This window comes from Flavobacterium frigoris PS1 (assembly GCF_000252125.1).
GTDB lineage: Bacteria > Bacteroidota > Bacteroidia > Flavobacteriales > Flavobacteriaceae > Flavobacterium > Flavobacterium frigoris_A.
Window position 1 is genome coordinate 304,871 of record NZ_AHKF01000015.1, and the last position, 14,084, is coordinate 318,954.

The 14,084-nt window shown below is 35.3% G+C and carries 10 protein-coding genes; 6 read left to right on the forward strand and 4 right to left on the reverse strand.

Annotated features, from left to right (window positions below):
• Positions 1–311: 311 nt before the first annotated feature.
• From HJ01_RS06665 to serB, 4 genes are all read left to right on the forward strand, one after another.
• Positions 312–1,637 carry a trigger factor gene (locus HJ01_RS06665; protein ID WP_007137573.1) on the forward strand — a complete coding sequence of 442 codons (1,326 nt, stop codon included), beginning with the start codon at positions 312–314 and terminating at the stop codon, positions 1,635–1,637.
• 402 nt (positions 1,638–2,039) lie between these two features.
• Positions 2,040–2,714 (forward strand): ATP-dependent Clp endopeptidase proteolytic subunit ClpP, encoded by a 675-nt coding sequence (gene clpP / locus HJ01_RS06670; RefSeq protein WP_007137575.1) that lies wholly within the window; start codon positions 2,040–2,042, stop codon positions 2,712–2,714.
• Between the two features lie 83 nt (positions 2,715–2,797).
• Complete coding sequence (gene clpX / locus HJ01_RS06675; RefSeq protein ID WP_007137576.1) at positions 2,798–4,030, forward strand: ATP-dependent Clp protease ATP-binding subunit ClpX; 1,233 nt, start codon at positions 2,798–2,800, stop codon at positions 4,028–4,030.
• A 163-nt stretch (positions 4,031–4,193) separates the two neighbouring features.
• A complete protein-coding gene (serB, locus tag HJ01_RS06680; protein WP_007137577.1) occupies positions 4,194–5,426 on the forward strand; it encodes a phosphoserine phosphatase SerB in 1,233 nt (410 codons plus the stop codon).
• Positions 5,427–5,500: 74 nt separating this feature from the next.
• Here serB and HJ01_RS17620 read toward each other — a convergent pair whose 3' ends face one another.
• Together HJ01_RS17620 and HJ01_RS06685 are read right to left on the reverse strand one after the other, a co-directional pair.
• Positions 5,501–5,650, reverse strand: coding sequence for a hypothetical protein (locus HJ01_RS17620; RefSeq protein WP_007137578.1), 150 nt, complete (start codon positions 5,648–5,650; stop codon positions 5,501–5,503).
• Entirely contained in the window at positions 5,651–7,177 is a 1,527-nt protein-coding gene (locus tag HJ01_RS06685) for a GH3 auxin-responsive promoter family protein (protein ID WP_007137579.1), read from the reverse strand.
• Positions 7,178–7,366: 189 nt separating this feature from the next.
• On the opposite strand from HJ01_RS06685, the gene HJ01_RS06690 reads away from it, so the two are divergent.
• Entirely contained in the window at positions 7,367–8,161 is a 795-nt protein-coding gene (locus HJ01_RS06690) for a DUF2797 domain-containing protein (RefSeq protein WP_007137581.1), read from the forward strand.
• A gap of 42 nt (positions 8,162–8,203) precedes the next feature.
• On the opposite strand, the gene HJ01_RS06695 is transcribed toward HJ01_RS06690, so the two are convergent.
• Positions 8,204–10,828 carry an AsmA-like C-terminal region-containing protein gene (locus tag HJ01_RS06695; protein WP_007137582.1) on the reverse strand — a complete coding sequence of 875 codons (2,625 nt, stop codon included), beginning with the start codon at positions 10,826–10,828 and terminating at the stop codon, positions 8,204–8,206.
• A gap of 222 nt (positions 10,829–11,050) precedes the next feature.
• Positions 11,051–12,811 (reverse strand): signal peptide peptidase SppA, encoded by a 1,761-nt coding sequence (gene sppA / locus HJ01_RS06700; protein ID WP_007137584.1) that lies wholly within the window; start codon positions 12,809–12,811, stop codon positions 11,051–11,053.
• A 135-nt stretch (positions 12,812–12,946) separates the two neighbouring features.
• Between sppA and folK the strand changes: the two genes are divergently transcribed.
• Complete coding sequence (gene folK / locus HJ01_RS06705; protein ID WP_007137585.1) at positions 12,947–14,083, forward strand: 2-amino-4-hydroxy-6-hydroxymethyldihydropteridine diphosphokinase; 1,137 nt, start codon at positions 12,947–12,949, stop codon at positions 14,081–14,083.
• Position 14,084: the final 1 nt, after the last annotated feature.

The following is a 14,084-nucleotide window of genomic DNA, read 5'->3' on the forward strand; positions in this document are numbered from 1 at the left end:
ATTGTTTTCAACAACTCGGTTTGGCTTTATGATCTTAGACTTTCTAACTTTCCACTAATTCCGCGTGAAGGATGGTAGTGGAGCTCTTTATGGTTTTGTGCCGCAGGGGAAAACAATAAAAGCAGGAACGTACAGCCTGACCCTTGTGGTCACGCCCAGAATAAAGGGAAGACAGCTGATTTTCGGACTTAGAATTGGCTGAAATTAAGTGTCGTGCGGCAGCTCCAGGATAGGGGATAAAAAAGCTTGGTTGGCTTGGAAAAATTTTATAATTTTGCAGTCGAATTTTATCATGTAAATTAAAGAAGAAGATGGATATCAAAAGAGTAGCATTAGACGCTGTAAACGAAACAATTGTAATGACAGTTGTTGCTATGGATTACAAAGGTCAAGTAGCAAAAAGAATAAACGAAAAAATGCCTTTGGCAACCGTTAAAGGATTTAGAAAAGGGGCTGTGCCTAAAGATCTTGTTGAAAAACAATACGGTAAAGCAATCAAACAAGAAGAAGTTCAAAAAGTGGTTGATTTGGCTTTAGAGCGTTTCGTTCAATCAGAAAGATTAAACCTTCTTGGAACTACACTTCCTAAAGTAAACGAAGATTTTTCTTGGGATGCTGAAGAATTGGTTTTTGAATATGAAATTGGTTTAGTTCCTGACTTCACATTAGACTTAGAGGCTAAAAACGATATCGTGAAATATGTAGTTTCTGCTGACGACAAATTAATTGATGGTCAAGTAGAGCGTATCCAAAAACAATTTGGTACTGCCATTCCTCAAGAAGTTGTAGTTGCTGAATCTGATTTGACTGGAACTTTTACAAACGAAGAAAAAGGAATCAACAACACAACAACTATTGCTTTGGATATTTTCAAAGACAAAGCGACTGCTGATAAATTCATCGGTAAAAAAGTTGGTGATGTGGTTACTGTAAATACTAAAGATTTATTTGAAGACGCACATCAATTGATGGACGTGATGAAAGTAGGTCATGATGATGTTCACGAATTAGCTGTTGATGTAGATTTTACAATCGAATCAATCAACACAACTGAATTAGCTGAATTGAACCAAGAATTGTTTGACAAATTGTTCGGAGCTGGAACTGTTTCTTCATTAGAAGAATTGAAAGCGAAAATCAAAGAAGATGCTGAATCTCAATTTGCAACTCAAGCTGACCAAAAATTATTAGCTGATGTTACTGAATTTTTGATCTCAAGCACAAAATTTGATTTGCCAGCTGAATTTCTTAAAAAATGGTTACAAACTGTTGGAGAGAAAAAATTATCAGCTGAAGAAGCTGAAGTTGAATATGCACGTTCTGAAAGAGGATTGCGTTTTCAATTGATCGAAGGTAGAGCAATGGCTCAATCTGACATCAAAATCACTTTTGAAGACTTGAAAACATTCACTACAAAAAACATCCGTCAACAAATGGCACAATTCGGACAAGCAAATCCTACGGACGAAGAAGTTCAAGGAATTGTTGCAAGAGTTTTGTCTAACCAAGACGAAGTAAAAAGACTTTCTGATCAAGTTGTAGCTGAGAAATTATTGGAATTGTTTAAAGAAAAAGCAAACCCAACAACTAAAGAAGTTACTTACGACGAATTTATCGCTGCGTCTTACGGAGAATAAATTTCAGTCTGTACAATCCTAAAGTCGAAAGTCAAAAGCCCCAAGGAAGCAGGAGATTATTAAAATTTTATGATTTGATTACAGATAGTAAACAATAAAAAATAGTTATATTTGAGCGTCAGGAAATTTTTTTTTTGACGCTCTTTTGTTTGAATTAATTTTTAGAAGCTACTCCAGCTTTCCGTTGCAAGTTTTTTCAACTGTTTCTGTTTTTATTCATCTTTTAAGAGCTTCTTTCAGTCGCTTTACAAGAATGAAAAAACTAAAGAACAGTTTTTAAAAAGCTTTCCACTCTAATCTGGGCTAAAAAGAGGACATATTGACATCATTTGGAAATAGGTACGACCTTTGCTTTAAAGAAAACAGACACAATAATAAACGTAAAACTTAGAACAAAAAAATATGAACTACGGTAAAGAATTCAAAAAATTTGCTACAAAGGATCACGGTGTAAACTCCATGTATTACGATAAAATCGTAGGTGCAATGACTCCTAAAAATATGACTCCTTATATCATTGAAGAACGTCAGCTGAATATTTCGCAATTAGACGTTTTTTCGAGATTGATGATGGACAGAATTATTTTCCTAGGAACAGGAATTGATGATCAAATAGCTAACATCGTTCAAGCACAATTGTTGTTCCTTGAAAGTGCCGATGCTTCTAAGGACATTCAAATTTATTTGAACTCTCCAGGAGGAAGTGTTTATGCAGGTTTAGGAATATATGATACTATGCAATACATCAAGCCTGATGTAGCTACAATATGTACAGGAATGGCTGCTTCTATGGGAGCGGTATTGTTATGTGCAGGTGCGCCAGGAAAACGTTCAGCATTGCCACATTCAAGAGTAATGATTCACCAGCCATCAGGAGGAGCACAAGGTGTTGCAACTGATATGGAAATCAACTTGAGAGAAATGTTGAAACTGAAAGACGAATTGTATAAAATCATTTCGCAACATTCAGGGCAAACTTTCGAAAAAGTGCACAATGATAGCGAGCGCGACTATTGGATGATTGCTGAAGAAGCAAAAGCATACGGAATGATTGATGAAGTGTTGAAAAGAGGATAAAAAATAGTTTCAGGTTTCAAGTTTAAAGTTATTATGGAAGCGTAAAATTTTAAACTTGGAACTTTAAACTTGAAACAATAAAGATGGCGAAAGAAAAATTAGAATGTTCATTTTGTGGAAGGAAAAAGCCAGACACCCAACTATTAATAGCTGGAATTGATGCACATATCTGTGATAAATGTATCGAGCAAGCACATGGGATTGTTTTGGAAGAAATAAAATCAAGTGGTGGTTCAAAACTATTGGGAGATCTTGTTTTAAAGAAGCCAAAAGAAATCAGGGCGTTCTTAGATCAATATGTTATTGGTCAAGACCAAACTAAAAAAGTAATGTCGGTTGCGGTTTACAATCACTACAAACGTTTGATGCAACAGCAACAAGACGATGAGGTAGAGATTGAAAAAAGTAATATCATCATGGTAGGTCAAACAGGAACTGGTAAAACTTTGGTTGCTAAAACCATTGCTAAAATGCTAGATGTTCCTTTGGCTATTGTGGATGCTACGGTTCTTACTGAAGCAGGTTATGTAGGAGAAGATGTCGAAAGTATTTTGACTCGTTTGCTTCAGGCAGCGGATTACGATGTGGCCAAAGCGGAAAGAGGAATTGTGTTTATTGATGAAATTGATAAAATTGCCCGTAAAAGCGATAATCCATCAATCACTCGTGACGTTTCTGGAGAAGGAGTACAACAAGCTTTACTAAAACTATTAGAAGGGACAGTGGTTAACGTGCCACCTAAAGGAGGACGTAAGCACCCAGACCAAAAATTCGTGGAAGTAAATACGCAAAACATTTTGTTTATCGCAGGTGGTGCTTTTGATGGAATCGAAAGAATTATTTCGAAACGATTGAATCGTCAAGCTGTTGGATATTCGACTTCTAAAAATGTCGATAATATTGACAAAGAGAACTTGTTGCAATACATTATCCCAAAGGACATCAAAGATTTTGGATTAATCCCGGAGATTATTGGTCGTTTGCCAGTATTGACGCACATGGATCCATTAGACAGAGAGACTTTAAGAGCGATTTTGACACAGCCTAAAAATGCATTAATCAAGCAATATCAAAAATTGTTCTTGATGGATGAGGTTGAATTCAGTATCACTGATGAAGCTTTAGATTTTATCGTTGATAAAGCCTTAGAATACAAATTGGGAGCTCGTGGATTGCGTTCGTTATGCGAGGCAGTATTAACCGATGCGATGTACGAATTACCAAGTTCTGATGACAAGATTTTAGAAATTGACGTAGAATATGCTAAGGAAACTTTGAACAAGAATTTGTTGAAACGATTAGAAATCGCTTCGTAAAGATTGCATTTTTCATAATAATATAAACCTGTTCAGTCATTTGAACAGGTTTTTTTGTGGATAATTTGAACTATTTGTTATTGTTCGAAAAAACAAACATTATACTTTTTTATAAACATTAGATTGACGATTTTTGTTTGCTGTAAATTAATATTAATACAAAATGATAATAGAAGAAAAAGAAATTATTTTATTAAAAGTGTCTGGTCAGGACAAACCAGGAGTAACCGCCGGTTTGACTTCTATATTGGCTAACTATGATGCTATTGTGTTAGATATTGGACAAGCAGATATACATGACACCTTGTCTTTGGGTATTTTGTTTGAAATACAGTCAGGCTCTACTTCAGGACCTGTTTTAAAAGATTTGTTGTTTAAAGCGTATGAATTAGGGATCAAGGTTAAATTTATTCCTATTACTATTGCGGATTACGAAATTTGGGTAAAAACACAGCACAAGGAGCGCTATATCATAAATATTTTGGGAGAAACATTGACAGCGGCACAGTTGTCTGCCGTGACCAAAATAATGTCTGACCAAAGTTTAAATATTAATGCCATAAAAAGATTAACAGGCCGAGTTTCTATTATTGAAAAAGAGGAGTTTCCTCGTTCTTGCGTACAATTATCCGTAACGGGCAACATTTTAGATAAGACTTTGATGACTTCTAGTTTTATGGAAATTTCCAGAACTTTGAATGTAGATATCTCTTTTCAGGAAGACAATATGTACAGAAGAAACAGACGTTTAGTGTGTTTTGATATGGATTCTACCTTAATTCAAACAGAGGTTATTGATGAACTAGCTGATTTGGCAGGCGTAGGTGTGCAGGTGAGAGCCATCACAGAATCAGCTATGAATGGTGAAATTGATTTTAGCGAAAGCTTTAAGCAACGTATGGCTTTATTAGAAGGTTTGAGTGAAGATGTGCTGAAAACAGTCGCTGAAAACTTACCTATAACTCAAGGGGCACATCGCTTGATGAAGGCCTTAAAATATTACGGATACAAAACCGCAATTTTATCTGGAGGATTCACCTATTTTGGGAAATATTTGCAAAAAGAATTAGGTATCGATTACGTTCACGCAAATGAATTGGAAATTATAGACGGTAAATTGACGGGTAATTATTTAGGTGAAATTGTAGACGGCGCAAAGAAAGCCGAATACCTACAAGCCATAGCTGATAAAGAAGGCATACATATCGAGCAGACTATTGCAGTGGGTGATGGAGCTAATGATTTGCCTATGTTGAACCTGGCAGGTCTGGGAATTGCTTTTCATGCTAAACCAACGGTGAAGGAAAGTGCTTCGACTTCCATCTCTAGTTTAGGATTAGATGGTGTGTTGTATCTTTTAGGTTATCATGACAGACATATTGATATGATGGAGTAAATCCTTTCTTATAAAATTTATAAATGGCTTTAGTTCTTCTCGAACTGAGGCTTTTTTTTATATATTCTAGATTTTTATACCTTAACGGAAGACACTTTTTCAGGTTTTTCGAATGCTTGTTTTTCGGGGGTTTCGCAAATTCCTCTTGCTCCACAACCCATTCTGTGTGGTCCACAGGAAACCAACAAAGAAATTGCAAATAGGAGTGCGAGTAGTTTTCTCATTTATAGTGTTATTTTGACTTGCATGTTTTTTAATTGCTCTAGATAGTCTCTTTGGTTCGACAATCTTGGTATTTTATGCTGTCCACCTAATTTGTTGCCGTTTTTTAGCCACTCATAAAACAGATTTTCGCGAGCTATGTTTATAACTAACGGATTAAGAGTCATGTTATTGTGCCTTTTTGCCTCGTAATCTGAATTAACGGACTGTAAGGTGTCATCTAAGACTTTCTGAAACAATGCCATGTCAGTTGGTTTCTTTTTGAATTCAATCATCCATTCATGTGAGCCTTTCTCGCGGTCTATCATGAATATAGGTGCAACGGTATAATCAACTATTTCAGAACGAGTGACTCTACATGCTTTGGCAATAGCCTGATCTGTATTTTCAACCATTAACTCCTCGCCAAAAACATTAATATGATGTTTTGTTCTGCCCGTTACCCTAATTCGGTACGGACTTAATGAGGTGAAGCGCACGGTGTCACCAATTAAATAGCGCCACAATCCAGAATTGGTTGTGATGACTAACGCATAATTTTTAAATAACTCCACGTCTGCTAAACGAATGGTTTTTTGATTGATTGTTCCAAAAGTATCCATTGGGATAAATTCATAGAAAATACCGTAATCCAACATCAATAACAAATCGCTGGAGTTGTTGAGGTCTTGGATGGCAAAAAAACCTTCGGACGCATTGTATATTTCGTAATATTTAAAGTCTCTTTGAGGGAGTATTTTTTTGTACTGTTCTCTGTAAGGCTCAAAGCTTACACCGCCATGAAAATAGACTTCCAGATTAGGCCAAATTTCAAACAGATTCTCTTTTCCAGTGTCTTCAAGCATCTTATTCATTAAAACAAGCATCCAAGAAGGAACACCTGCAAAACTAGTGACGTTTTCTTTTTTGGTTTCATTTATAATCGCTGCAATCTTTGCTTCCCATTCGCTCATAAGCGAAATTTTATTGTTTGGGGTGCTGCTGAACTCAGCCCAAATAGGCATATTTTCAATCAGGATAGCAGATAAATCGCCAAAAAAAGTATTGTTGTCCTCATATATTTGAGCGCTTCCGCCAAGGCGAAGGCTTTTTCCAAGGAAAAGTTGTGAGTCTTCATTGTTGTTTAAATATAGGCACAATAAATCTTTACTGCCTTTATAATGGCAATCTTCCAGCGCTTCATTGCTCACGGGGATAAACTTACTTTTTGCATTTGTGGTTCCGCTTGATTTTGCAAACCATTTTATTGGGGTTTCCCAAAAAACATTTTGCTCCCCCTTACGGGTTCTTTCAATCAGTGGTTGTAGTTCTTCATAAGTAGAAATGGGAACTCTATCAGCAAAAGTAGCATAGGAATTTATTGTAGCATAATCATATTCCTTACCTAAAACAGTATTTTTTGATGACTGAATTAAATTCATAAGTAATTCTTCCTGAACTTCGTTAGGATATTTCAGGAAAAGTTCGATCTGATGGATTCGTTGTTTCAAGACCCAGGATGCAAATGAATTAAGTAATTGTATAGGCATTTTTTAAGTTAGGATTTTAGATTTAGGATTTTGGAATCAGGATTTGAATATCAAATAACAAATAGTAACTTTACAATGTTACCAAAAATAGTAAAAAAATATAGAATTCCTAACAAAGGCATGCCAATTCAGGGTTTAAAACCAAACCTTATTTTGAATTCCGAATTCTAAAAACGAAAAATATAATTTATGCAATACGAGGGAGTACTTACAAAAATGCAAACAGAATTAGGAGATCCAATTCAATATTACCTAGTTTTTGAAGACAGTTTTTTGAATGTGAATCAATTACTGAATAAAAATATTGAAATTAATTTTTCAGGTTACCAATGTTTGAATTGTGGTAAAAAGAAAAAAATATACCGTCAGGGTTTCTGTTATGATTGCTTTTACTCGAGCGCCTCCGTTGGAGATTGGATTATGAAACCAGAATTGAGTACTGCTCATCTTGGGATTCAAGATAGAGATTTGGCCTATGAAGAAAAAGTGCAATTGCAGCCGCATATTGTTTACTTGGCTTTGTCGAGCGAAGTGAAAGTAGGAGTGACCAGAAAAACGCAGGTTCCCACAAGGTGGATTGATCAAGGGGCAATTCAGGCTATTTCGATCGTTGAGGTTCCTAATCGCTATTTAGCGGGAGTTACCGAGGTAGCTTTAAAAAATCATTATGCTGACAAAACCAATTGGCGTAAAATGTTGACCAATTCTATTGAGCATATTGACCTTTTGGAAGAAAGATTAAAACTCGAAAAGATACTGCCTGCAGAAGTTCAAGAGTATTTCTTTTTGAATAAAAATGATTTGTATGAAATGCATTATCCCGTTATTGAATATCCCACGAAAGTGAAAAGTTTAAGTCTTGAAAAAACGCCAACTTTTGAAGGTAAATTAACAGGTATAAAAGGCCAATACTTAATGTTTGAAGATGGCACAGTATTTAATATTCGGAGCTCTGAGGGATATGTAGTTAAGATTTCAGTATAATTTAAAAGCCCAAAAGTATTTTGCTTTTGGGCTTTTTGTTTGTTAAGGAGTTTTAGGTTCTTCCTCAACTTTTTTCTTTTTATTGAAGAGTCCTTTCAATAAATCATTTGCTTTTGTTTTTACTTCTTCGACCGCTTTTGTTTTGGCCTCTTCTTTTGTTGCCGGAACAACCGTTTTTGTAGTATCAGCGGGCTTCTTGTTTTTATTGATGTAATCACTTAAAGCAGATGTCCCTTGATTTAACAATCGCTCCTTTTGTTGCGCTACCAATTGATTAGTCAGATTAGTGACGGCACTTTTTATATCAGTGCTGATTTTTGGGTTAGTGAAGTTTCCGGTTAAGACAGCATTAATGGGTATGCTTTCCATTTTCGCGGCATCGGCAGCTGATAATTTAGCAATTAGCGCATTGGCTTCCGTTCCTAGGTATTTAGCAGGCACATCAAATTTTAAATTGTAATTCATTTTTTGGTCAAAGCCATGGCTTCCACCAATGGTAGCTTTAATATCCTTATACTTGATGTCAAACGGTTTTACGTTAACCATTCCGTCCTTGAAGGTGATTGCGGCTTTTAAGTCGTTTAAGTTCAGCTTGCTGACATCAATGAACTTCAGGTTAGAACCCAATGCGGTTAACAAGGTCGAATTGCTTGCGTTTACAGTGGTAGAAAGTAATTGTCCTAATAAATCACCGGTCAGTGTTTTTAGATCGGGACTCATTGTATTTTCGTTAAGAAATCCATTCAATTTAATGGTTGAATTCAGTTTTCCATTGATAATTCCTGCAAGTGGCGCAAGTTTTTTCAACAGGTCCAGTTGGGTAAACGATTGTGCAATATCCACTTGGTTTAGTCCCAGATCCATTTGGAAAGTAGGGGTTTTTCCTTTTGTGGAGACGGCACCATTTAACCCGATTGTCCCACCAAAAATAGAGCTTTTTATATTTTCCATCGTCAGTTTTTCGTCTTTGACAATCAGTTTTCCAGAGACATCTTTCAAAGTTAGATTATCATATAGGACCGTATTTGCTTTAGCTGTAAGCGAGCAATTCAGGAAAGCTGGGATTTTCATCGCTTCCGTTTTCGTGCTAGCGGTTTTACTGTCTTCTTCGGGTGTCATGAAATCACTAACAGCTATTTGGTTTGAATTTAGATTGAAATTCCCTTTCAATTCTTGGTTTTTGAAAATAAAACCGTAAAAATTCTCCAAAACTCCCGTTACGCTAATGTCACTTTTTCCAGTTGTCGCATTAAATTGTTTCAAATTGACCTGACTTGGATTAAACTGAACCAATGCATTGCTGATGTTCATGGTTTTGCCGTTTTCGTCAGCGTATTTAAAATCAGACAGGCTCATTGTTCCTGCATTTTTTATATTCTGGTACTCACTTTTTTCGACTGAAACCATGTCAAATTTGGTAGTTACGTCTGCTTTCAATATTCCGGTTAACGGTTTATCCAGTTTTATAGGATAGGCCTTAGATAGGTTAGATAAATTGATAGTTCCTTTTAAAGCGGCATCAACTATGGCATTTTGGGTAATGTTTTTAATATTGGCTTTGGCATTAAAAACATCCTGATCTATTTTAAAAGACAGTTTGTCCAGATTAATGTAAGTGTCATTTAAAACTCCAGTTTCGTTGATGATTTTAGTATTAATTACGATGTTTTGCACTGATTTAGGTAAATCAGGGTATTTGAATGAAGCATTATTTGATGCGATATCAACATTGAATTTAGGTACAGTAGTATCCGAATAAAGCCCTTTGGCAAAACCAGCAACGGTAAAGTCTCCTGTTGTTTTTACATTATCCAAACTTGAAGCGTATGCTGCAGGTATGATTCCCAAGAAATTTTTGAAAGAAGAAGTGGGAGTTTTGAATTTTAAATCATATTCCTGACCGGCATCAACCAATTGGATAAACCCATCGAATTCTAATGGCAGCTGATTCACTAAGGCTTTGTTTTCTTTGAAGGTGTATTTGCTGTTTTCTAAATCGATACCCAAAACAGCATCTAGTGTCAATGGAACTTGATTCATATAATTGACTTTGTCCATGTCTAAGGTGATTTTTGCTGTAGACTTTGTAACTAAATCTAGTTTTGAAGTAGCAAAGTCGCCAGTCCCTTCATGATTTAGGCTGTCGATAAGCATTTTTATTTTTGAGCTTTCGTCGAAGTACTTAAACTTAAAATTTTCAAATTTATAGCTTTTAATGTTTAATGCTAATGGACTACTTTTTTCATCAGTGCTTGTTTTATCTTTTAAAGCAATGTCATAGTTCCCAACGCCATCTTTATTGAATATGATATTTATCAGACCGTTTTTTGAGGTAATCCCCTGAATGTCGATGGCTTCATCTTTGCCTTTAAAGAGTTCTTTAATAGACATTTTTAAGTCTAATTCTCCTAGGGAAACTAAAGTATCTCCAGCAAACGGTGCTTTGTTTATAATGACCAATTGATCTAGAGTTACGTTTGCATTTGGGAAATTTTTGAATAGACTCAAATTGGCATCAGCAAAACTGACCTTGGCATCCACTTTTTGATTGATGGCATCAGTAATTTTAGCTTTTATCTCATCTTTAAAAAAGTAAGGAATCGCAAATAATGAGACAGCAACTAAGATAATTATGGTTCCAATGATTTTTAAAATGGTTTTTAACATAAGATATGAGGTTTGTTTCTATTTATTAAGCAAAAATGTTGCCGTAATTTATTTACAAAAATAGTGATTTATGAATTAGTCGTTCTCTAAAGTTTTCATAAATAATAGATTGCTGTTTTTAAGTGTCGCAGCTATAACGAGTTGTAGTTTTGAAAAAGATAAAAGCAAAAAAAATCCGTTTGAAAATTTTTCAAACGGATTCAGCTTTTTAGAGCATTTTTTTTATTGAATATTCATTTCAAATGGCATCATAGTCTGAACACCTTTCTGAGATTGCATTCTTTTTATTCCTTGCAGTACTTTATAGTTTTCTTCGCCTAATTCCTGTTTTATGAATGATTCTTTTGATTGTGCAAAGGGTAAGTTCGCTAAAAGGTCATCGAGGTCTTTCTCGTATTCAGGATAATTACGAGTGTTGTACTTTTTGATCTTAGCTATAGTTGCCGCTTCTTTTATTGCGTCATTCAATCCACCAATTTTGTCTACAAGTCCAATTTTAAGAGCTTCAGAACCAGTCCAAACTCTTCCTTGTGCAATAGAATCGACTTGTGCAAAACTCATTTTTCTTCCTTCGGCAACATGAGTTACAAAAGTCTTATAGATATGTTCTACACCTTCAAGTGTAACTTCTTTGAATTTATCATCCAATGGAACAAACGGACTGTAGCGAGCCGAATTGTCGTGGGTTTTTACTTGTTGTGCATTGATGCCAATTTTTGTGGTGAGTTTGCTGAAATTAGGTAATATTCCAAAAACCCCTATCGAACCAGTAATAGTGTTGTTTTCTGCAAAAATTGTATTTGCATTACAGGCGATATAATAACCACCCGAAGCAGCATAATTCCCCATTGAAACAACGATAGGCTTTATTTTCTTAGTCAATTCTACTTCTCTCCAGATTAAATCTGAGGTCAATGCGTTTCCACCCGGACTGTCAATACGGAGCACGATGGCTTTTACATTTTTATTTCTTCTCGCTTCTTGCAAAGAACGACGCATGGATCCTTCACCTATAGTGTTGACATCACCTTCACCGCTTTGAATTTCGCCTTGGGCATAAATAATAGCGATTTCCTCTTTCGCATCATTAATGTCTGATGTGGTCATCATTTTTTTAGTGTAATCGAAGATGTCTACTTTATTGTACTCTTCCTCTTTTTCTACCTTTAACAATTTTCTGATGGCGTCATGATACACATCTTCATATGCGATGATATCTACTAAATGCTGCGCTTTTGCCATTTCTGGCGTTCTTGCCAAAAGGCCATTTGCGATTTCGTTAAGTTTTTCAACAGAAACGTTTCTGCTTTTTGAAATTTCTGTTACAACTGAACTCCAAATGGAATTTAATAAAGCGGTAGTTTGTTCTCTATTGGCATCACTCATTTCATTTTCTAGAAACGGTTCCACGGCACTTTTATATTTTCCATGTCGTATCACTTCCATTTTCACACCAGATTTTTCCTGAAAGTCTTTGAAAAAAAGTATTTCAGCTGACAATCCTTTGAAATCCATGTCACCTACAGGATTTATATAAATAGGACTAGCGACAGAATTAAGGTAGTATTCTTTCTGAGTATAGGAATTGGCATAAGCCATTACAAATTTCCCCGATTTCTTGAAACTTTCTAGTTCATCTCTCAAGGCTTTGCTTTGCGCCATTCCCAATGAAGACTCACCGTTTAAAATGGAAATTCCTTTGATGTCACCATCTGTTTTTGCTTCTTCAATGGCATTGATTACATCTGTTAAGCCAACACTTTTTTTATCTGAAAATATTTTTATCCAAGGGTCTTTGTATTTTCCTGCATAATCATATTGTATGTTTTTGAGGTCTAACTCGATTACTGAGTTGTTCTTTACTACTACCGTTTCAGATTCGCCTCCAAAAATGGTAGCAATCATCAGAATTCCAAAAAAGAACAGCATTAAAAAAACAAATAAACCTATAATGGTTGCCAATACATTTCCTAAAAACTTCATAATTATATTTTTTTAATAAGTAGCAAAAAAGGATGGATTGTTACAGTTTTTATTCACAATATCCGAATTTAGTTACCAACACTTTGTGCAAATATAGTTCTATTCTGAAATTCTTTTAGTTAATTTGCGCTTAATATGAAATCACAGCATCAGGTCATTTTATCGATAGGAAGCAATCAAGGGAATCGACTTGAAAACCTGACACAATGCATCGACTTGATACATCGTGAAATAGGAACGGTTATCAAAGTATCTAAGATATATGAGACTCCTGCTTGGGGTTTTGAAAGTGACGCGTTCTATAATTGTGCCTTGGTTTTGCATACTTTTAGTTCAGCATCTAAAATACTTACCCAAGTTTTAAAGATTGAAAAAAAATTAGGCCGCATTCGTAATGAGAAAAAAGGATACCAATCTCGAATTATTGATGTTGATTTGATTGCTTTTGATAATGATATTATCAAAACCGAAAAACTCCAAATTCCGCACCCCTTGATGCAGGAAAGGAAATTTGTGTTGTTGCCTATTCAGAATTTAAATTTGGATTGGGAGCATCCTGTTTTTAAAAAATCAATTTCAAGTCTGCTTCAAGCCTGTCCGGATGATAGTAATTGTGTTGTGGTATATCATTTAGAAAACCCTTTACAGGATATCTCGTTGGAGCAATTCAATTATGTTGCTTTCGAAGGAAATATTGGTGCGGGAAAGACCACTTTGGCAACAAAAATTGCAGAGGATTTTAATGCAAAGACGGTTTTGGAACGTTTTGCCGATAACCCATTTTTGCCAAAATTCTATGAAGACCAAAATAGGTATGCGTTTCCGTTAGAAATGTCATTCCTGGCTGACAGATACCAACAACTTTCAGATGATTTAGCACAATTTGATTTGTTTAAAGACTTTCTAGTTGCCGATTATCATATATTTAAATCATTGATTTTCGCAAAAATTACCTTGGCGGAAGATGAATATAGACTATATCGTAACCTTTTCGATATCATTTACAGAGAAATGCCGAAGCCGGATCTCTATATTTATTTGTACCAAAATTCAGAGCGTCTGCTGCAAAATATTAAAAAAAGAGGTAGAAGTTACGAGCAAAAAATTCCAGCTGAATATTTAGACAAAATCAATAGTGGCTATTTGGATTATATCAAATCGCAAACAGAACTGAATGTTTTGATAATTGATGTTTCGGATAGGGATTTTGTAAAAAACCAAGAGGATTACCTCTATATTTTGGGAGAAATTAAAAAGAAGATTTCTTCTTGAT

Excerpts from the sequence above, each read along its gene's own strand:
- HJ01_RS06690 (WP_007137581.1), top strand. The coding sequence starts at position 7,367 with ATGCAATACGAGGGAGTACTTACAAAAATGCAAACAGAATTAGGAGAT.
- sppA (WP_007137584.1), bottom strand. The coding sequence starts at position 12,811 with ATGAAGTTTTTAGGAAATGTATTGGCAACCATTATAGGTTTATTTGTT.
- folK (WP_007137585.1), top strand. The coding sequence starts at position 12,947 with ATGAAATCACAGCATCAGGTCATTTTATCGATAGGAAGCAATCAAGGG.
- HJ01_RS17620 (WP_007137578.1), bottom strand. The coding sequence starts at position 5,650 with ATGAGAAAACTACTCGCACTCCTATTTGCAATTTCTTTGTTGGTTTCC.
- serB (WP_007137577.1), top strand. The coding sequence starts at position 4,194 with ATGATAATAGAAGAAAAAGAAATTATTTTATTAAAAGTGTCTGGTCAG.
- clpP (WP_007137575.1), top strand. The coding sequence starts at position 2,040 with ATGAACTACGGTAAAGAATTCAAAAAATTTGCTACAAAGGATCACGGT.
- clpX (WP_007137576.1), top strand. The coding sequence starts at position 2,798 with ATGGCGAAAGAAAAATTAGAATGTTCATTTTGTGGAAGGAAAAAGCCA.
- HJ01_RS06695 (WP_007137582.1), bottom strand. The coding sequence starts at position 10,828 with ATGTTAAAAACCATTTTAAAAATCATTGGAACCATAATTATCTTAGTT.
- HJ01_RS06665 (WP_007137573.1), top strand. The coding sequence starts at position 312 with ATGGATATCAAAAGAGTAGCATTAGACGCTGTAAACGAAACAATTGTA.
- HJ01_RS06685 (WP_007137579.1), bottom strand. The coding sequence starts at position 7,177 with ATGCCTATACAATTACTTAATTCATTTGCATCCTGGGTCTTGAAACAA.